Origin of the sequence: Psychrobacter sp. 1Y1, assembly GCF_051847395.2 — a bacterium.
Taxonomy (GTDB): Bacteria; Pseudomonadota; Gammaproteobacteria; order Pseudomonadales; family Moraxellaceae; genus Psychrobacter.
The window spans coordinates 977689-996968 of record NZ_JBPYDF020000001.1 but is presented as its reverse complement, the minus strand read 5'-3'; the positions used below and the strand labels follow the sequence as shown (position 1 = coordinate 996968).

Here is a 19280-nt window from a genome sequence, read left to right as displayed (position 1 = left end):
TACTGGTTATCTAAACGACTCCTTTACTCTTCTCTAAGCGATCCACTATGGTATTAAATCCCACCGAGCTGATTACCTCAGATAAGAACACAACAGTGAAGCTTGTAAAAGCACTGTTGTCCCAAGCACGCCAGCGTAAAAAGAACGGTCAGACAGTCATAGAAGGCGTCCATTTGATAGATGCTGCGCTGCGTAGTGATTATCCTTTCGCCCAAATACTACTGTCTGAGTCAGCGCGTAGTCACCCTGAAGTTCGGCAGGTATTGACTCGCCTGCCCACTTATACGCCTATTCTTACTTTGTCAGACGCACTTTATGAGAGTATTCGTAGCTTAGGTACTGGCATCGATATCATGGCAGTGATCAAAGTGCCAACGCCTAGCCTATCGATGATCGATGAGGACTGCTTAATCTTGAACGACGTGCAGGATAGCGGAAATGTTGGTACGCTGCTACGTACAGCAGCAGCCGTCGGTATCCGCAATATTCTATGTACCAGTGCGACCGCTCAAGCGTGGTCTCCTAAGACGCTACGAGCAGGTATGGGTGCACAGTTTGCACTGACTATTTATGAAGGCTTGAGTACGCAAGATATTTTGGATCACGTACAAGTGCCGCTTTTGGCGACTAGCTCACATACAGACACTATCATCTACGAGCACGACTTATCTGCGCCTGTGGCTTGGGTTATGGGGCATGAAGGTCAAGGCGTTAGCGATGAGCTAATGCAATGTGCCACGCCGATAGCCTTACCGCAGCCAAATGGTCAAGAGAGCTTAAATGTAGCGATTGCAGGCTCTTTATGTCTGTATGAAACCTTACGTCAAAGACAATACTCTTAGCGTCCATTTATACCTGCTATTAAAACCCTACCTATCAAGCATAAAAAAACCCACTACCAATTGATAGTGGGTTTTTTATTATCTGTCTACTACTGATATAGTCAGAGAATTCTAAAACGAATACAAGGCAGCCAACTGCAGATTGTACAAGTAGTACATCTAAGGAGGGTAACGCCGTAGCCATTTAGTAGTTCTGTGACTACATTAAACCTTACTAGTAAGCTCAGGCAATGCTTCGAACAAATCAGCTTCTAAGAAGTAGTCAGCAACGCTAGCGATAGGTGCTTCTGGGTCATTGTTAATAGCAACGATGACTTTAGAATCTTTCATACCAGCCAAATGCTGAATCGCGCCTGAGATACCAGCTGCGATATATAGCTGCGGTGCAACGATTTTACCCGTTTGACCGACCTGCATATCGTTTGGTACATATCCTGCGTCAACAGCAGCACGTGATGCACCAACAGCGGCGCCTAGCTTGTCAGCCAATGGCTCAATGTATTTGGTGAAGTTTTCACCGTTTGCCAATGCACGACCACCAGAAACAACAATACCAGCTGATGTCAATTCTGGACGATCAGACTTAGCCATTTCTTCGTTAACGAAGCTAGCTTTACCAGTTTCTTGTACGTTGTCGATAGTTTCAACAGTAGCTGAACCGCCTTCGCTTGCCACTGGGTCAAACGCAGTGGTACGTACTGTTAGTACCACTTTGTCTTCTGTTGTTTTTACTGTCGCTGTCGCATTACCTGCATAGATAGGACGCTCAAACGTTTGAGCATCTACCACACCTGAGATTTCAGACAACATGCTTACGTCAAGTAACGCAGCAACGCGTGGCATAAAGTTTTTGCCAGTCGTGGTCGCAGCCGCTAGGATATGGCTGTAATCACCAGCGATATCAGCAACCAATAGCGCCACGTTGCCTGCCAATTGATGCTCATAAGCAGCATTGTCAGCCAATAGTACTTTAGTCACGCCTTCTGCTTTTGCCGCTTCATCAGCAACAGCTTGGCTACCACTACCTGCAACCAATACATGGATATCATCACCCATTTGTTTAGCAGCAGCGATCGTGTTTAAAGTTGCCTTTTTTAGACTGGCATTGTCATGTTCTGCATATACCAAAATTGCCATGGTTTTAGTCCTTTATATATTCGTATTATCTATTCATGCGGTTGTTTGTGTACAAAGCTATTTGAGCAACTATCATTTAGTATGAAATAAAGCAGTCAAATTCTTAGCCTTGTACAGGATATGCCGTAGCGAAGTATCCAATCATTAAAAAATTAAATGACTTTTGCTTCGTTTCTTAGCTTATCGACCAACTCATCAACTGACCCTACTGTAATACCAGCTTTACGGTCAGCAGGTGGCACGACTTTAATAATTTCTTGCTTAGATGTCATATCAACACCGAAATCTGCTGGCGTTTTCTCATCAAGTGGCTTTTTCTTCGCTTTCATGATGTTAGGCAATTTAGCGTAACGTGGCTCATTCAAACGTAGATCAGTCGTGATAACCGCTGGCAAATCAAGAGCAACAGTTTGTAGGCCGCCATCGATTTCACGCGTTACGTTTACTTTGTCGCCTTCAACTTTTACTTCTGATGCAAACGTACCCTGACCGATACCCATCAATGCCGCTAGCATCTGACCAGTTTGGTTGTTGTCATCATCAATCGCTTGCTTACCTAATAAGATAATATCAGTGCTTTCAGCTTCGGCGATACTTTTTAGAATCTTAGCAACTTGTAAAGGATATGGTTTTTCGTCACTTACAACTAATACACCACGGTCAGCACCTAGCGCTAGGGCTGCACGAATCTGCTCTTGTGACTCTTTTGGACCGATTGAAGCAACAATGATCTCATCAATGATGCCAGCTTCTTTTAGACGAACCGCTTCTTCTACTGCGATTTCATCAAAAGGGTTAATTGACATTTTAGTGTTTGATAAGTCAACGCCAGAGTTGTCGGCTTTTACACGAACTTTTACGTTATAATCAATGACACGCTTGACCGCTACTAATGCTTTCATACGTTCCTCGTTTATTAATGTTATGAGTTAAAAATTGTCAGTTAAGAACCAAAGGTTCGTTGTGGTTCAAATTGTCGTTCAAAATACTGCTCAAGGTTATTACTACATCAACAGAATATAGTTAACTAAGAAAGATGAGCCAATACCTAAGAGCATATTAGCATTGTATCTCTTACTAATGAAATCTGCTAAAGCTAAGCCGACCGTTATTATCAGACCTATGTATCTTGCGTCAGCAGGCAGATAAGGTCAAGACAACGCCGTGAATAATGCGTCATAAATTTGTCAACACTCTATAATAAATACTCTATAAGCGCATCGTTTCAAGATTTTTATGGTTCAACAGCTCAAAATGCTCATACCCTTTATAGCATTCTAAACCTTAGGTTTACTTAATATTTTGTTATTATTTATCTCTTTGAAGTTAACGGATGAGAATAGTTAGGCAAGCTAGACCTGCGACTTACTATTCTTACTAGCGCCAAGCAATAATTCGCTATCTCGTATATCGTCAAATAAAGACCAGTCAGGTTCAACATCGTTACTTTTGATGACACTCATATCACCTGTCGTCTCCATAATCACCGCAAACACTTCTGTTTTCGCTTTGATACCATTTTTACGTAGCACTTCCTGCACATCGCTGGTACTAAGATTGGCTTCTTTTAAGTTGTCTTCTAAATATTCACCATGAGCCATTAGGATAATAGCTTGATTGTCTATCAAAGCTTTTAGCGGTTTTATTTTGCGTCTGATAATTGAAATAACACCCTGTATCAAGAATAGCACCGCAACAGCAAACAATCCTTGAAGTAGAGAAGGCTTATCTGACAACACTGTCGACGCTAATATACTACCAATACCAACGGTCATGGCAAAATCATGGCTTGATAACTTGGAAAAACTGCGTAAACCCATCAATCGAGTAAACAGCATCAATCCTACGTAAAAGCCTATAGCAGATAAAGAAATCCCGAGTACTTGTTGCCAGTCAATTGAAAGCCAGTTTTCCCACTTCATAATACAACCTTATCTATTACATCTTTATTAAATTATTGTTCGTTATTACCTGATGATGTTAACTGTCAAAATCAATAGCAATTTATCTAAAGAACACTTTGTCATATCAAAAAAGTCCCATAAAAAAAGCAACCTGATAAGAGGTTGCTTCTTTTTAAAGTCGATACAGTATTTTTATTGTTTTAACAAACAAAGTAATCAATGCATATTGATAATCTTATTGTCATTAAGTTTACTGACAAGCAGTTAACCTAATAATAAATGAGATTAGATAGCTTCGATTTGCTCAGCTTGTGGGCCTTTTTTGCCATCACCTAAGATGAAAGACACTTTTTGGCCTTCGGCTAGAGTTTTGAAACCGTTACCTTGGATAGCGCTGTAGTGAGCGAATACGTCTTGTCCGCCGTTGTCTTGAGCGATAAAACCAAAACCTTTAGCTTCATTAAACCACTTTACAGTGCCTTCAACTTTATCTGACATAAATTTTCCTGACTCTTTAACTGTTGGCGAGACTTGTGTCATCACCGATTAATTGATATATACCCTAATATTTTTTGCTAAATGCGGCGGCCAAAAATGCTAAATGTTCTTAAAGAAAATTTGAATTTTTTGCCTCAAATATTTTGAGTACAGTCTGATTATAACAGTTTTCTATGGTAGGAACAGTCTAAATTGCTGATTTTTGTAAATAAATACTAACCATTGTTGCAAGCTAACATCGATAGTAATCAGTTCTATATCTTATTGATATAAAATAGTTTTTATTTATAGATGTACTACAACTTCATTAGTAAACCACTAATTAAATAAGTCGACATAGATGATAGTAGGTTGGAATATCAATCACTGCAATGGTGATGTTGGTAGCCATGCTGAACTCAATACAAGCAAACATAACGCAAAAAACACCAATGAAAATGACTGACTATAGGCAATATACTTGGCTGGAATGACCAAGTCTTTAGGAGAGTCAGGGATACCTTTACGCTTCAGTAGCTTGGTACCATATATCCAGCCAAAGGTCGTGTATATGCCATATGCAGCAGGCACTGCGATAGCTAATGGGGTCAAATCAATAACGTATAAAATCACCACTGATATGAAGAACCATAGAGTATCTAACAATGAACTGACTTTGAAGAATTTAGATTGAGGCAGTTTACCATCGGTCTGTTTGAGCATTTCCCCTTCTATCCAAATTAAAACTGCTACCACAGCGCTAAGAGTAATATATACGAATTGCGGCGTTAGCCAGTCTGCATAAGATATTTGCACAGCATACAACCTATTATCTATAGAAAGTGAGAATGAAGCATCCGCCCGCTTCGAATACTTAGAAACGGGTAAGAACAATGACGGATGTTAATCGCAAAGGCGCTTTGGCCAATGTTAAGGTGCCTGCTTATATTGGGCAGCAATTACTGGTTTTCAACTGATAACCCAGATTCAAATCAAAGCGAAAAGTATCTATCAAATACTTTGCATAAAAAAACCCATGCTATCAAGTGATAACACGGGCTACTTCATCTAAATCAGATTTTTATCTGAATAAGATTTTCATTTGTATAAAACTTAGTTTTTGTCTTTATCGATGATTTTGTTACCACCAATCCACGGCATCATGCCACGTAGCTTAGCACCAGTGATTTCGATTTGATGATCAGCGTTGTTACGACGACGCGCAGTCATTGATGGATAGTTGGTTGCGCCTTCAGAGATGAACATCTTCGCGTATTCACCAGACTGGATGCGTTTTAGTGCATTACGCATAGCTTCACGTGACTGCTCATTGATAACTTCAGGGCCAGTAACATATTCGCCGTATTCAGCGTTGTTACTGATTGAGTAGTTCATGTCAGCGATGCCGCCTTCATACATCAAGTCAACGATAAGCTTTAGCTCATGTAGACATTCGAAATAAGCCATTTCTGGTGCATAGCCCGCTTCTGTTAGTGTCTCAAAGCCCATTTTAACTAGCTCTACTGCGCCACCACAAAGAACCGCTTGCTCACCGAATAGATCCGTTTCAGTCTCATCTTTGAACGTTGTTTCGATGATGCCTGAACGACCACCACCAACGCCTGCAGCATACGATAATGCTAACTGTTTGGCTTGACCAGAAGCGTCTTGATAGATAGCGATAAGATCAGGGATACCGCCGCCTTTAGCGAACTCTGAACGTACAGTATGACCTGGTGCTTTTGGTGCAACCATGATGACATCAAGATCGCCACGTGGGACAACTTGGTTGTAATGGATTGCAAAACCGTGAGCAAAAGCTAGTGTAGCGCCTTCTTTGATGTTTGGCTCGATTACATCATTATAAAGCTCTTTTTGGAACTCATCAGGCGTCAAAATCATGATAACGTCAGCAGCTTTTACCGCTTCTTCTACTTCAGCAACTTTTAGGCCAGCATTTTCAGCTTTTTTCCATGAGCTTGAGTTTGCACGTAGACCAACAGTTACATCGACGTCTGAATCTTGTAGGTTGAGCGCGTGTGCATGGCCTTGTGAACCGTAACCGATAATGGCAACTTTTTTACCTTGGATAATAGATAGGTCACAATCTTTGTCATAATAAACGTTCATAAATAGAGTCCTTGTTCTCAATCATGGCTTGCCATGGATAGTAAGCGCTTATGCTGTAGTCAATATAATAACTAAGATAAGCGCTTTGTTGATTAGATAAATAAATATTGGTTTAAACTGGTTTTGATAAACAATTAAATGCTTAGGGTTTTTTCACCGCGGGCAATACCAATCACACCTGAGCGAACCACTTCCATAATGCGCTCACGGCCAATCACATCGATAAAACCATCAAGTTTGGCTTTGTCACCCACGATTTGAATCGTATATAAATTCGAATTTACATCGACGATTTGTGCGCGGAAAATGTCTGCGCTACGTTTGATCTCTTCACGAACACCGCCCGTTGCACGGACTTTAATGAGCATCAATTCACGCTCAACGTGTACGTTCTCTGTCAGATTAAGCACTTTAACCACTTCAATCAATTTATGCAATTGTTTGGTGATCTGCTCAATTCTTTCAGGTGACGTAATGGTCGTAACTGTTAGACGTGAAATACTTGGATCATCAGTAGGCGCGACGTTCAAAGTTTCGATATTGTAGCCACGTTGCGAGAACAAGCCGACTAACCGCGACAACGAACCCGCTTCGTTTTCCATCAATACCGAAATCAGATGTTGTTGTTGCATTAGGTACGCTCCCCTTTTGTTAACCACATATCACGCATGGCCTGTCCAGCGATTTGCATTGGATATACATGCTCATTACGATCGACGTAAACATCGATAAATACCAGTTTGTCTTTCATCGCCATTGCTTCAGCCAATTGTGCTTCCATAGTCGCAGGGTCAGTAATTTTGATACCGACATGACCATAACTTTCAGCCAATTTGGCAAAATCTGGTAAGGAGTTCATATAAGACTGGGCATGACGACCTTCATAAAGCATATCTTGCCACTGCTTCACCATACCAAGCTGCGCATTGTTAATGTTCAGAATTTTAACTGGTAAGTTATATTGCAAGCAGGTTGATAGCTCTTGGATATTCATCTGAATAGAGCCTTCACCAGTAATACAAACCACATCACGCTCAGGATTGGCAAGTTTGGCAGCCATTGCATACGGCAGACCAACACCCATGGTACCAAGACCACCTGAATTCAGCCATTGACGTGGCTCATTGTAAGTATAGTAAAGTGCCGCAAACATCTGATGCTGACCGACGTCACTTGTGATAATAGCGTTACTGTTAGTCACTTTATCTAGAGCTTGTACGACACTTTGTGGCTTAATGCCATTATCTGTGCTGGTGTCATAACGTAAGCCATGACGCTTACGCCACTCATTGATTTGTGACCACCAATCGAGCAATGCGTGCTGCTCTAACTGCTTGTCTTGACCAACAATCTCTAGCATGTCCGTTAAGACTGACTTCACATCGCCTACGATAGGAATGTGCGCAAGAATCGTTTTTGAGATCGAAGCAGGATCGATATCGATATGAATGATGGTTGCGTTAGGGCAGAATTTTTTAACGTTGTTGGTCACACGATCATCGAAACGCGCGCCGACGGCCAAAATCACATCAGCATGGTGCATACTCATATTGGCTTCGTAAGTACCGTGCATGCCAAGCATACCTAAGAACTGACGATCAGAGCCAGGGAACGTACCAAGACCCATCAAGGTGTTGGTCACTGGTAAATTCAGACGATGTGCAAGATCTGTTAACTCTTCGTGCGCATTGCTCCAAATCACACCGCCGCCTGCATATACAACTGGACGCTGCGCTGCTAATAGCGTTTCAATGGCTTTTTTGATTTGACCACTATGACCTTTGAGTGACGGCTGATACGAGCGTATAAATACTTCTTCTGGATATTCATAAGCGAATTTTTCGCTAGGCGCAGTCATGTCTTTTGGCACATCAATGACGACAGGGCCTGGGCGACCAGTCTGGGCAATATAAAATGCCTTTTTCACAATCATTGGAATTTCGCTAGCATGACGTACTTGGAAGCTATGCTTAACGATAGGACGTGATACACCTACCATATCTGTTTCTTGGAAAGCATCTTCACCGATTAGGCTGCTTGGCACCTGACCTGCGATTACAACCATTGGTACAGAATCCATAAAGGCAGTAGCAATAGCTGTCACGGTATTGGTCGCACCAGGGCCTGATGTTGCTAATACAACACCCGTGTTGCCAGTGACTCGCGAATAAGCATCGGCCATGTGGCCCGCTGCTTGCTCGTGACGTACTAAGATGTGCTCAATATTTTCTTGCTGAAACAGCGCATCATAAATGTGTAAGACCGCGCCACCTGGATAGCCAAAGATGTATTCGACACCTTCGTCAGTCAGTGCTTGCACCAGCATTTCAGCGCCCGATAGCATCACAGGCTGTGCACTACCTTCTGCAAGACGTTGTTGCTTTTGTTCAAAATTTTTGGCGGCATTACCCGTTTGGGTATGTCCCGTCATGTTCGGACTTTGCGTGGTTTGCGTCACTGTCATCACCTTTTTTTGCGGCGAGAATTTGCGGGATTCTATGAGCAAAAATAATTACTTACCGTCGTTATTTTTACTTACTGAATGATCGCTAATTCTTGTCCATATCAAGAATATCTGCCTAATAAGTTTAATTAACACTGTCTCATAGGACAATACTAATCAAACATAGCAGTGTATTTTAGGTCAGCTTTGTGATGGATGTTTATCGATATACAGTGACAAGATGCGAGTGCATCTATAAAAGAAGGCGCTTATTATTGAGATTCGATACTAACAAGTACCTATTGTGACTTTATTCGTGTGACTTTATTTGTACAGATGCATCGATATACACAAGCAAAAAAACTTCATAACCAATGCTAAATTATAAGATCTTTAGAACTTACAATAGGCTTTGGGGAAATCTCTCAACGGCGTACTATATCGCTTTTGATACAACTGCTAAAAACACATTTAGCACATTTCAAATAATAAGTTTATCTTAGTCATTGTAGACAGATAAGTCCGGAGACAATGTATCGCTATCAATAGTGGTCGTTTTGCCACTACGCTTGCTATATCATTATCACAAAGGAAATAAAACTGCATAAGCTACCGATAAGTAACTCGTCGTTTTCTTTCTCAAGTGCCACGGCAACATCGTAAAAGCCGCTCACTGACCAATCAACTGCTATTATATTCGATGGTTTACGAGTTATTGTCAAGAAAAACTTCTAAAGCCTATCCCAAACTATTAGTTATTAAATAATATACATTGATAAGTATTATTTGCTAGAATCGATAGTCGATACATTATTACTACCAATAAAATGTTCAAGTGTTATATTTATACCCATATACATTTGATTTTTATTAAATAAGAGGATTGCTACTATGGCATATGCGTTTAAGATAAATACCGCTGCCAAACTGTTGATGAGTACTGCGTGTATGCTAATGCTGTCCATGAATGCCAGTCAGGCTATTCAAGTTTATAAATCCATTGGGGCACACGGTGAAGTAAAATATAGCCAACATGCGCCGCAAGTCGGTAAAAATATCGAACTGATTGAGTTTCGTAGTGACGGTAGACAGAACAACGCAGGACAAATGGCAGGAAAAACAGATCCCAACCAGAGCAGCAATGCTCAAACTGCAGAAGAACAGCGAGTAGCAGCACTTGAAGCACGTATTAAAGAACAAGAAGCTCAGGCTAATGCTCAGCGCTGCCAATCATTGCGTAATAACTTGACCAACCTGAATGTAGGCGGCCGTATCTATGAGATGGATGCCAACGGTAAACGTCAATATTTAGATGGTCGTGAGATTGAGCTTAAGCGCGAGCGCGTACAGCAAGCGATTACTCAGTATTGCTCCAACCCTTCTACCTAACCAGACCTCTTGAAAGCAAATCTCAAACTATCATAAGCTGCATGACGTGACGAATGGCTGCTGGCATATCTTGAGCTTGTAGCCCTCGTTGTCCCACTAGTAATGTATTATTGTCACTATAATCGCTATTCCTTTGATTTACTAATACATCTCCTGCAAACCCATGTATAAGAACTGCTTGATGTAAGCTACGTGCCTCTGCTGATAAGTCTTGCTGTGCCAATAGTCCCGCGGTCACCCCAGATAGCACATCTCCCATGCCAGCGGTTGCCATACCAGCATTACCCACATTACAGACATATACTTTTTCTTTTCCCATTTCTTTTTCTAGTACTAAAGATCCTGCCCCTTTTAACACCCAGTCACCACCATATGTTGCAGTGCACTGTTTTATAGCTTGCAGTCTATTGGACTCAATCTCACTTATCTTTTTATCAAGTAATCTAGCTGCTTCCCCCCTATGCGGCGTCAAGCAAACCCGATGATTCGTACTGTATTCTCGTAGCTCTGTTATTAGCTCATGATTACCCACGTGCAGTGATGCCAAGTGATAAAGACCATCAGCATCGATCACGATTGATTTTTCATTCTCTATAGCAGCCTGTACATAATCAATAAATAATGCTTTAGCTTTATCGTCACGGCCCAACCCCATCCCAATAGCAACAACACTAGCCTGCTTTATTAAATCTTTTACGCCACTTGCGTCATATAGATTAATAGTCATCGCATCTGGCAATGAGGTCAGTAACGACCCATGAAATGCCTCATGGCAGGCAACCGTTATTTTACCGGCACCTGTCGCCATCGTACTGGCCGCAGACAGTATGGCAGCACCGCCCATACCTTGTGAGCCATCAACACGATTTCCACCAATGACTAGCACATGACCATAGCTGCCTTTGTAGCTGTTTTGGCGACGTGACTTCATACTATGTGCAGCCGTCAGCAGCGTAGCAACTGGCGTAAATGCTTGAATGGCATTTTTCTCAGCTATCGTGTGATGGCTAGCTGTTTTCTGACACGCCTTTTTATAAGGTATCAACGGTATATCGACTATGTCTCCGCTATAGTCTGTACCATCTTTAGTATGCAGACCAAACTTACGCGCAATAAAACATAGAGTCACGTCAGCTTGTATTGCTATGCGCTCGAACACTTCACCAGTAGAGGCCACTAACCCACTCGGAATATCAACTGCTATTGCCAGTGCGTGATTTTGTTGAGTAACGTTGTTAAAAGCTTTAATAGCTGCTTTGTAGGCTCCCTCTGGTGCACGATCTAAGCCAATACCAAATAATGCATCGATATAAACATCAGCTAGCAAGTTTATTTTATCCGCATCATCATGATTAACAATATCTTCAAACCGTTGATAGTGACAACTGCTAGCTAGGGCTATTCGTAATGCCTTTGTCGCGTCCGCTATATTCCCACTGTCACTGTCTTCATTGTTAGGATTTTTAGAAGTGACTGATTGATCATCGATAATCAAATCATCTTTACTAAAACCAACCGTTATTACTTCTACTTGCCAGCCAGCTTGCTGTAAATAATGAGCAATGAGCCAGCCATCACCACCATTGTTACCTTTCCCTACCCAGATACTTGCTCGACGTGGATGAGCACTACAGTGATAAATGTTAGTGTTGGTAGAATGGCTGGCACTGACGTTTTTTCGCTCATAAACCTGTTCTATTTGCTGTGTCATTTGCCAAGCGGCTTGTTTCATCAAACCAAAACTATCGTATCCCTCTGCAAACCAAGCCTGCTCCATCGCATAAACCTGCTCACTATTATATAGCGCAATAGGTTTTGTATTTTTTATAGGTGATAAATTGGTATTATTTCTCATAACTTATCCTTGGTGTTTCTACTCATTTTTTATTTTATCTAAATTTGGTTGCTCATTTCTCATATCAGCTTAGCAAAAGCTTACGGCGGCTTATGTATCAATATGAATATGAGTTTATTTTCTTTTATACTTGCACTCATTGCTCACTGGCTTATCATAGCCGTATTTACATTATCTCTGATTGTCAGATATGAATAATCTGATTAAAACAAACGAGAAAACCATCTAATAAGCACCTACTATCTATGCCTACTGATAAAAACAAAATCACCATTACCAATCCAACTGTATTTACAACCACAGCTGATGTTAAGCAGTGGATTACAGCACAAGCACAGGCACTAGGATTTGCTGATTGTGGTTTCCTATCTGTGCATCATCCTTTGTTTACTAAGCAGATTGAACAGCTAAAAAAGTGGCTAGATAAAGGTTATGAAGGTCAACTGCAGTTTATGCATAACAACCATGATCTGCGCGCTCATCCTGATCAGCTAGTCGAAGGCGCAAAGACCATCATCAGCGTACGTATGGATTATCTAACTCAATCACCGACGCCGCGTGCTGTCACTGATAATTATCATCCCAATAAAGGCATCATCGCGCGTTATGCAAGAGGGCGTGACTACCATAAAACGATGCGTAGTCGTTTAAAGCAATTGGCTTTGAAGATCGAAACAATGCTTCCTGAATGGCAACATTTGGATATCGGTTCAGAGAAAGAGTTTGTGTTTAGACCTTTTAGCGATTCGGCACCTATCTTTGAGCGGCCGATTGCAGATGCAGCAGGTCTCGGTTGGACAGGTAAACATACATTACTTATAAATAAGCAAGCTGGCTCATTTTTTGTGCTCGGTGAGCTATTTTTGAGCCTTGAGCTACCCGATGACAAACCAGTCAAGGAGCATTGCGGTAGTTGTAGTGCTTGTATTGACATATGCCCTACTCAAGCAATTGTAGCGCCCCACGAGCTCAACGCCTCTGCTTGTATCTCTTATTTAACTATCGAGCACGATGGTGTCATCGACACCAAATATCGACGCGCGATTGGCAATCGGGTCTTTGGCTGTGATGATTGCCAGTTAATCTGTCCATGGAATCGTTATGCCAGTCTGACTACCGTTGATGACTTCGCACCAAGGCATGGATTGGATAATAGTAGCTTGCTTGAACTATGGCAGTGGCAAGAAGCCGACTTCATGAAGAACACTCAAGGTAGTCCGCTAAGACGCACCGGCTATGTGAATTTTTTACGTAATATCGCTATCGGCCTTGGCAATGCTAATGCCAGCTTAGAAGTAGTCGAACAGTTAAAATCTAAATTGACCTTACATAATGACATGCTAGATGAGCATATTGAATGGGCCCTAATTGAGCAGCACAATAAGCTAGACTCAACCAATTAGCTAATTAATTTATGACTATCAAACGAATATCACTGAGACTAAGTGGTTATTTGAAGTTTGCAGTATAAAAAAGCCTCTTAATAATAAGAGGCTTTTTTGATTAGAATGTCATATTTAAAATATTATTTTTCTATACGCTTCTTCTAGAATTATGGCTTAGGAATGCGTAGTACTTGACCTGGATAGATTTTATCTGGATCAGATAACATTGGTTTGTTTGCTTCGAATATCTTCATATAATCGCCAGATGAACCATAAACTTCTTTAGCGATTTTAGATAAACTGTCACCAGATTTTACCGTATACATTGTAGATTCAGGTGCATCTTCTTCGATATCGATATTATCAATGACCTTAGCAACATTTTGTACGTTACCAATAGCAATAATCGCTTTTTCACGATCGGCTTGAGTCTTAGCATTACCGCTAATTTCTGCCGTATCTGTAGAACCGTTATACTTGATTTTTAAATTACTGATATTTAGGTTCTGTTGCTGAATACGACGCAACAGAATGTTAGCAACTGATTGTGCACTAGGCTCACTGCTTTGTACTGGTGTATTAGCATCTGCTTTCGTTTCTGTCTTAGCATCATGCTTTTCGTCATCACGATTAAAAATCTTATCACCGATATCTTTTGCAAAGCTAAACATACCCATATATCTACTCCTTGAAATATTATTATTTGTCATTCTTTTAATGAAATGCGCAATCAAACAATATTTTGAATGTCTAACTGGCATCTTTTTCTACGACTTACCATTACGAGTATAGATAAAGTGAGTCGATGTAGATAGTAATAGTATGTTGAATAATGTTGAATTGACGTAGTCAATGTTAAATTCGATTACTACATTTAAAAATAACAATCACGCGCCCATAAAAAAACCGCCTATCTAATCAGATAAGCGGCATTATAAATCTGCTAAATAAGTAGCAAATTATAGTTGGGCTTGTACGTAATCGATTGCTTTTTGAACAGTAGTCAGTTCTGCAGAATCTTCATCAGGAATAGTGATACCAAAATCACTTTCAAATGACATAACCAATTCAACTAGGTCTAAAGAATCTGCACCTAGGTCTTCCATGAATGAAGCATCGTTGTTGATGTCTTCAACGTTCATACCTAGTTGCTCAGCCACTGCTGCTTTTACTCTTAGCTCGATATCATTACTCATGTAGATCACTCCGTTATCATCTATTATTTTTAATAAACTGCTATATCGCCTTATTTAACGCTATAGCATGGTATATAAAATGCGTTTGCCAGACCAGCAATGCTGTCTGAGTACTCTATGACATGTTATACAGTTTGTCTGATGTCTAATAAAGCCCTGTTATCATACAGGGCTTTGACTCAAAAGTATCCGTCATTATAGCACCCTTTATTATAGTTTACACTCGTTCACACAGTTTTTTATTATAACTATGTAACGCTCGTATATTGACTACATATACATGCCACCATTGACAGGAATGACAGCACCTGTGATATAGCTGGCCTCATCGCTAGCCAAGAAGTGTACCGCTGCAGCGATATCTTCTGGCTGACCAAGACGGCTAATAGGTACAGCATCTAACATAGAGTTCAATAGGCGCTCATCAAGCTCATCTGTCATATCCGTTTCGATCAAGCCTGGTGCCACGCAGTTGATGGTCACTTGGCGTGAACCAATCTCACGTGCAAGCGTACGGCTAAACCCTTCTACGCCAGCTTTGGTCGCCGCATAGTTAGATTGGCCCGCATTGCCCATTTGAGCGACGACAGAGGTAATGTTGATAATACGGCCACGGCGTGCTTTCATCATACCGCGTACAGCACGTTTGCTCATGCGATATACCGATGTCAGATTGGTATCGATGACATTTTCCCAATCTTCATCTTTCATGCGCATCAGTAGGCCATCTTGAGTGATACCTGCATTGTTAACCAATACTTGTACCGCACCATAGACGCTTTCAATCTCTTCAAACAGTTTGTCAATTTGAGCAGTATCACGTACGTCTAAAACACGACCAATACCACCAGTATCATGAAGGTAGTCATCGATAAGCTCAGCGCCCTTTTCAGTGGTCGCAGTTCCAATAACAAAATGTCCTTCTTTGGCAAAACGTTTGGCCACTGCTTTGCCAATACCTCGGCTAGCGCCAGTCACTAATGTAATCGTACGGCTCATGATAACACCTCTAATAATTTTTCTAGACGGGCAGGCTTGTCAGTAGGATAGCTTGCGATTGGCTGCGCCTGACGCTTCGCCAAATTGCTCAGTACATTACCACTGCCACATTCGATTAAGATATTGATTTGCTTGTCAGCTAACTCTTGCATGGTTTTTGACCACAGTACTGGCTCGCTCAGCTGTTCGGTCAATGCTTGCTTGATACCGACCGCACTGGTTTCAACGCGTGCATAACGATTTTGTATAACAGGAATGGTTGCCTGATCAAACTTGATACCCGCTAGTATTTCAGCCAATGCATTGCTGGCAGGTTCCATAAGTGCGCAATGAGACGGCACACTCACTTTTAGAGGAACAGATTTTTTGCCAGTATTTTTGACTTTATCAATAACAGCATTGACACCAGCAGCGTTACCCGAGATAACCACTTGTCCTGGACTATTAAAGTTGGCTGCACCGACTACTGCATCTTCGACATGTTCGGTTGCTTGCTCACACAAGTTTTCGACTCGGTTATCTTCTAGTCCTAATACTGCAGCCATAGCAGTATCAACACCTACAACGGCCTCTTGCATCAACTGACCGCGCTTATGTACTAAAGTGACTGCATCACCCAGCGATATCACATTGGCAGCACACAGGGCACTGTACTCGCCCAAAGAGTGACCAGCTAAATAACAAGGCGTCTCTTCTATTTTTTGTTGTAGAACACGCCAAATAGCAATACTAGCTGTCAAAAGCGCAGGCTGAGTATATTGGGTTTGATTGAGTTTTTCTTCGTCCTGACAGATTGCCCACAAATCCTCACCAAGCGCATCACTCGCTTCGGTAAATGTATCACGTATCTCTGGATAGATTTCAGCAAGCTCGCTCGTCATTGCGACTGCTTGAGATCCTTGTCCAGGAAAAATGACCGCGATACGAGCGGGTTGCTTTTTTACCATATCGGGTACAGAAGCCATAACCAATATTCCTTATCTGATTAGAAATATCCCTAAAAACAATGGGGTGTATTATATTATTAGATGTTATACAAAGCCGCTACTTCAAGTATTTATGCAAGAAAACGGATTGTCAGTAAACTATACACTGACAGACACTATTATCATAGCGGATGCAAACCAAACAGCAAGAGTAACGCTGCTCAAATTAAAGGAGCAGATTATATCAGTACATTTTTGAATCTACCAAAAATAACAAGCGAATTAAGCAATAAGTCTAGTTATAAATAACAAAAAGCCAAGTTATCCAGCCACATAATATATGATAGCGAAATAACTTGGCTTTTTTTAGCTCAAAGCTTATTGACTAATAATAGCTAGGCAAAAACAATAATAGTCACCAGTACTATTATCATCTTCGCCTAAGCTATCATAGAGCCAATGTCTTAGGCGTCTTGGCTGACTTTGAACAGTTGACGACCACGGTAGAAACCATCTTTAGTCATGTGATGACGACGATGTTTTTCACCAGTAGTAGCATCTACGCTTAGTTCAGCAATTTCCATACGGTGATGTGAACGGCGCATGTCACGACGAGAACGGCTTTTACGACTTTTTTGAACAGCCATGATATAGCTCCTATACTTAAAAGGGATAAGCTTGAAATTCAGCTTAAGTCGATACTGACAGAGGCTATATAATCACAACAACCTAAGTCTTAAGCATCATTAGTTAAATAGATTGCCACTCACATAAAGCACTGACCAAGGCTGAATTTTATAAAAAATTTACCCAGTCAGTTTCTATCAGCAAGCAACAGGTTGCTCGAATGCAATAAACCGGACATTATACGCATGTTTATTAAATTAATAAAGCCCTGCCTCGCACTCTTCTGTACAAAGCTGATAAAAGGCTTTTAAAATGCATTGAGTAGATAATTTTGGTGCTTATAGCTTGCCCTTTAGCGAGGCTAAAGCAGCAAAAGGATTTTCACCTTCCTCTTCTTCTGGTATCTCGCCAAACTGCTCAACAGACATCTCACAATCGTCATGCTTTGGTGCCATAGGCGTTTTGAGCAAGATCTCGTCTTCTACCAACTTTTTAAATGGTAACAGACGCTCTGGAGATTGCTCAGTGACGATTTCATCCAGTAATAAATAATCTTGTTCATCTTTAACTAGGCGAACCTGACTATCGTTTTCGAGTAGCGCGATGTCATAATCATCAGACAAGTCTATAGCGATTGGTTGTAAACAGCGCTGACAAGTTAACCAAACATCACCTGTCAAAGTAAATGCTAAATGCAAGACGTTGTTGCGACGATACAAGTTAGCGTTGAGCTGTATATCTGACTGCTCATGTTCAGTGCTCAGAGTAGTAGCCAGACGATCAAACGAGCTTGGTTTGACCTCTCCTGACCATTCATAACCAGTGTCTGCCCACTTATCTAAAGAGATGTGCTCAGGCATGCCAGTAGATACAGGCGCTTTTTTATTGTCAGCGTGAGGTGCTGACGGTTTAGTTTCTGGAGTGCTTGACATGCGCGGCCTCATTCATAAAAACGGTGTATAATATTGCCTGCCATACTAACGGAAAGTGCCATATTCTGCTAGCGCTAGTATGTTAAGATTTTTTGATAGTAAATTTGTTTAAGCTCTTTTACTACTTATCTTTTACCTAAAGTTTTTTGTCTTTAGTATTTATTAAGTCAATGTCTTCTCTATGAATCTATCCGATAATAAAATTAATTTTTCTGATTTACTTTCTCCTACTGAAGCAAGTTCGTTACTACAACATCTTATTCAGTTAGGGAGTCATACTGAAAATTCAGCCAACAACAAACTGCATCTTGATAAAGGTGAGTATTTAAACGAATTAAGGAGTCAGTGGCAAGAGTTGTCTATTACTCGATTTGACAATACTCACACAGCAAAATTGATAGTTGATGGCGAACGAGTAGCTACCGATTGGCTCATACAGCTATTTAATACTTTGTTCGCTAATCAGCAAGTTATATTGGCTCGTAGCAATGATGAACCCGAGTATTTTCCAGCTCAAAATGATAAGCCTGCCAGAATTGAATTCGCTCATGGCTTTTTTGCCAGTGCTTTACATGAAATCAGTCATTGGTGCGTAGCTAGTGACGCTCGTAGACAACTATCTGACTTTGGTTACTGGTATGCTCCAGATGGACGATCAGCGGCGCAGCAGCAAGCATTTGAGCGTGTAGAAATCAAACCTCAAGCATTAGAGTGTCTATTCACCTTGGCGTGTGGACGAAATTTCCAAGTCTCACAAGATAACTTGTTTGCCGACTTCGACACTAGTAGTAGCACCTTTGCTATTGATGTCTATCAGCAAGTCCAAAGCTATATAGCCAAACCTCATACTCTGCCGCGTGACGCTAAGACTTTACTAACTGCGTTACTTAGCGCTTGCACTTCTTCATCTTAGATCAGCGCTTAGTTTAAATTACTAAGCGTTCCTACTTATTAACGATTTTCTACGGTTGGTAACGCCTTGCCACTAAACTTATATCTACTTTGAGCTATACTGATAACTGAAGTAGTATTTTGAAG

The 19280-nt window shown here is 41.0% G+C and carries 19 protein-coding genes; 4 read left to right on the top strand and 15 right to left on the bottom strand.

All coding sequences use genetic code 11. The annotated features are described in order from the left end of the window. The first annotated feature begins 47 nt into the window (after window positions 1-47). Entirely contained in the window at window positions 48-842 is a 795-nt protein-coding gene (locus ACS8FA_RS18275) for a TrmH family RNA methyltransferase (protein WP_439266400.1), read from the top strand. 204 nt (window positions 843-1046) lie between these two features. Here the strand turns inward: ACS8FA_RS18275 and ACS8FA_RS18270 are convergent, their stop codons facing one another. From ACS8FA_RS18270 to ACS8FA_RS18235, 8 genes are all read right to left on the bottom strand, one after another. Further along, on the bottom strand, window positions 1047-1979 hold the full coding sequence (locus ACS8FA_RS18270) for an electron transfer flavoprotein subunit alpha/FixB family protein (protein WP_057758839.1): 933 nt from the start codon (window positions 1977-1979) through the stop codon (window positions 1047-1049). A gap of 152 nt (window positions 1980-2131) precedes the next feature. Next, window positions 2132-2881 carry an electron transfer flavoprotein subunit beta/FixA family protein gene (locus tag ACS8FA_RS18265; RefSeq protein WP_160022590.1) on the bottom strand — a complete coding sequence of 250 codons (750 nt, stop codon included), beginning with the start codon at window positions 2879-2881 and terminating at the stop codon, window positions 2132-2134. A gap of 450 nt (window positions 2882-3331) precedes the next feature. Then, a complete protein-coding gene (locus ACS8FA_RS18260) occupies window positions 3332-3901 on the bottom strand; it encodes a DUF421 domain-containing protein (protein WP_160022588.1) in 570 nt (189 codons plus the stop codon). A gap of 267 nt (window positions 3902-4168) precedes the next feature. Next, window positions 4169-4381: a cold-shock protein gene (locus ACS8FA_RS18255; RefSeq protein ID WP_057758834.1), complete on the bottom strand. Its 213-nt coding sequence runs from the start codon at window positions 4379-4381 to the stop codon at window positions 4169-4171. Between the two features lie 363 nt (window positions 4382-4744). Continuing rightward, complete coding sequence (locus tag ACS8FA_RS18250) at window positions 4745-5176, bottom strand: hypothetical protein (protein WP_160022586.1); 432 nt, start codon at window positions 5174-5176, stop codon at window positions 4745-4747. A 297-nt stretch (window positions 5177-5473) separates the two neighbouring features. Further along, on the bottom strand, window positions 5474-6490 hold the full coding sequence (ilvC, locus tag ACS8FA_RS18245; RefSeq protein ID WP_101204856.1) for a ketol-acid reductoisomerase: 1017 nt from the start codon (window positions 6488-6490) through the stop codon (window positions 5474-5476). Between the two features lie 134 nt (window positions 6491-6624). Beyond that, window positions 6625-7122 (bottom strand): acetolactate synthase small subunit, encoded by a 498-nt coding sequence (gene ilvN, locus ACS8FA_RS18240; protein ID WP_057758828.1) that lies wholly within the window; start codon window positions 7120-7122, stop codon window positions 6625-6627. Continuing rightward, window positions 7122-8834 carry an acetolactate synthase 3 large subunit gene (locus tag ACS8FA_RS18235; RefSeq protein ID WP_439266440.1) on the bottom strand — a complete coding sequence of 571 codons (1713 nt, stop codon included), beginning with the start codon at window positions 8832-8834 and terminating at the stop codon, window positions 7122-7124. Before ACS8FA_RS18235 ends, ilvN begins: the two co-directional genes overlap by 1 nt. Window positions 8835-9824: 990 nt before the next feature. Here ACS8FA_RS18235 and ACS8FA_RS18230 point away from each other — a divergent pair. After that, the gene (locus ACS8FA_RS18230; protein WP_102092528.1) at window positions 9825-10322 is read left to right on the top strand and encodes a DUF4124 domain-containing protein; all 498 of its coding nucleotides are present in this window, start codon (window positions 9825-9827) and stop codon (window positions 10320-10322) included. Window positions 10323-10344: 22 nt separating this feature from the next. On the opposite strand, the gene ACS8FA_RS18225 is transcribed toward ACS8FA_RS18230, so the two are convergent. After that, window positions 10345-12177 carry an NAD(P)H-hydrate dehydratase gene (locus tag ACS8FA_RS18225; RefSeq protein WP_439266395.1) on the bottom strand — a complete coding sequence of 611 codons (1833 nt, stop codon included), beginning with the start codon at window positions 12175-12177 and terminating at the stop codon, window positions 10345-10347. Window positions 12178-12422: 245 nt separating this feature from the next. Here ACS8FA_RS18225 and queG point away from each other — a divergent pair, with 245 nt between their 5' ends. Continuing rightward, window positions 12423-13580 carry a tRNA epoxyqueuosine(34) reductase QueG gene (queG, locus tag ACS8FA_RS18220; RefSeq protein ID WP_439266393.1) on the top strand — a complete coding sequence of 386 codons (1158 nt, stop codon included), beginning with the start codon at window positions 12423-12425 and terminating at the stop codon, window positions 13578-13580. Window positions 13581-13729: 149 nt separating this feature from the next. On the opposite strand, the gene lysM is transcribed toward queG, so the two are convergent. The 6 genes from lysM to ACS8FA_RS18190 form a co-directional block, all read right to left on the bottom strand. Continuing rightward, a complete protein-coding gene (lysM, locus tag ACS8FA_RS18215) occupies window positions 13730-14239 on the bottom strand; it encodes a peptidoglycan-binding protein LysM (protein WP_057758817.1) in 510 nt (169 codons plus the stop codon). A 282-nt stretch (window positions 14240-14521) separates the two neighbouring features. Further along, on the bottom strand, window positions 14522-14758 hold the full coding sequence (gene acpP, locus ACS8FA_RS18210; protein WP_057758815.1) for an acyl carrier protein: 237 nt from the start codon (window positions 14756-14758) through the stop codon (window positions 14522-14524). A gap of 270 nt (window positions 14759-15028) precedes the next feature. Further along, entirely contained in the window at window positions 15029-15757 is a 729-nt protein-coding gene (gene fabG, locus ACS8FA_RS18205; RefSeq protein ID WP_057758813.1) for a 3-oxoacyl-ACP reductase FabG, read from the bottom strand. After that, window positions 15754-16722 carry an ACP S-malonyltransferase gene (gene fabD, locus ACS8FA_RS18200; protein ID WP_191114795.1) on the bottom strand — a complete coding sequence of 323 codons (969 nt, stop codon included), beginning with the start codon at window positions 16720-16722 and terminating at the stop codon, window positions 15754-15756. Before fabD ends, fabG begins: the two co-directional genes overlap by 4 nt. A 425-nt stretch (window positions 16723-17147) precedes the next feature. Continuing rightward, entirely contained in the window at window positions 17148-17330 is a 183-nt protein-coding gene (gene rpmF / locus ACS8FA_RS18195) for a 50S ribosomal protein L32 (protein ID WP_057758809.1), read from the bottom strand. A gap of 318 nt (window positions 17331-17648) precedes the next feature. Then, a complete protein-coding gene (locus tag ACS8FA_RS18190; protein ID WP_102077932.1) occupies window positions 17649-18242 on the bottom strand; it encodes a YceD family protein in 594 nt (197 codons plus the stop codon). Window positions 18243-18423: 181 nt separating this feature from the next. Here ACS8FA_RS18190 and ACS8FA_RS18185 point away from each other — a divergent pair, with 181 nt between their 5' ends. Beyond that, window positions 18424-19155, top strand: coding sequence for an elongation factor P hydroxylase (locus tag ACS8FA_RS18185; protein ID WP_439266389.1), 732 nt, complete (start codon window positions 18424-18426; stop codon window positions 19153-19155). Window positions 19156-19280 lie beyond the last annotated feature (125 nt).

Coding starts and splice junctions, on each gene's coding strand:
- queG (WP_439266393.1), top strand. CDS start 12,423: ATGCCTACTGATAAAAACAAAATCACCATTACCAATCCAACTGTATTT.
- ACS8FA_RS18275 (WP_439266400.1), top strand. CDS start 48: ATGGTATTAAATCCCACCGAGCTGATTACCTCAGATAAGAACACAACA.
- ACS8FA_RS18235 (WP_439266440.1), bottom strand. CDS start 8,834: ATGCTATCGGGCGCTGAAATGCTGGTGCAAGCACTGACTGACGAAGGT.
- ACS8FA_RS18265 (WP_160022590.1), bottom strand. CDS start 2,881: ATGAAAGCATTAGTAGCGGTCAAGCGTGTCATTGATTATAACGTAAAA.
- acpP (WP_057758815.1), bottom strand. CDS start 14,758: ATGAGTAATGATATCGAGCTAAGAGTAAAAGCAGCAGTGGCTGAGCAA.
- ACS8FA_RS18185 (WP_439266389.1), top strand. CDS start 18,424: ATGAATCTATCCGATAATAAAATTAATTTTTCTGATTTACTTTCTCCT.
- ACS8FA_RS18270 (WP_057758839.1), bottom strand. CDS start 1,979: ATGGCAATTTTGGTATATGCAGAACATGACAATGCCAGTCTAAAAAAG.
- ACS8FA_RS18260 (WP_160022588.1), bottom strand. CDS start 3,901: ATGAAGTGGGAAAACTGGCTTTCAATTGACTGGCAACAAGTACTCGGG.
- ilvN (WP_057758828.1), bottom strand. CDS start 7,122: ATGCAACAACAACATCTGATTTCGGTATTGATGGAAAACGAAGCGGGT.
- ACS8FA_RS18255 (WP_057758834.1), bottom strand. CDS start 4,381: ATGTCAGATAAAGTTGAAGGCACTGTAAAGTGGTTTAATGAAGCTAAA.
- ACS8FA_RS18230 (WP_102092528.1), top strand. CDS start 9,825: ATGGCATATGCGTTTAAGATAAATACCGCTGCCAAACTGTTGATGAGT.
- ilvC (WP_101204856.1), bottom strand. CDS start 6,490: ATGAACGTTTATTATGACAAAGATTGTGACCTATCTATTATCCAAGGT.
- fabD (WP_191114795.1), bottom strand. CDS start 16,722: ATGGCTTCTGTACCCGATATGGTAAAAAAGCAACCCGCTCGTATCGCG.
- fabG (WP_057758813.1), bottom strand. CDS start 15,757: ATGAGCCGTACGATTACATTAGTGACTGGCGCTAGCCGAGGTATTGGC.
- lysM (WP_057758817.1), bottom strand. CDS start 14,239: ATGGGTATGTTTAGCTTTGCAAAAGATATCGGTGATAAGATTTTTAAT.
- ACS8FA_RS18190 (WP_102077932.1), bottom strand. CDS start 18,242: ATGTCAAGCACTCCAGAAACTAAACCGTCAGCACCTCACGCTGACAAT.
- rpmF (WP_057758809.1), bottom strand. CDS start 17,330: ATGGCTGTTCAAAAAAGTCGTAAAAGCCGTTCTCGTCGTGACATGCGC.
- ACS8FA_RS18225 (WP_439266395.1), bottom strand. CDS start 12,177: ATGAGAAATAATACCAATTTATCACCTATAAAAAATACAAAACCTATT.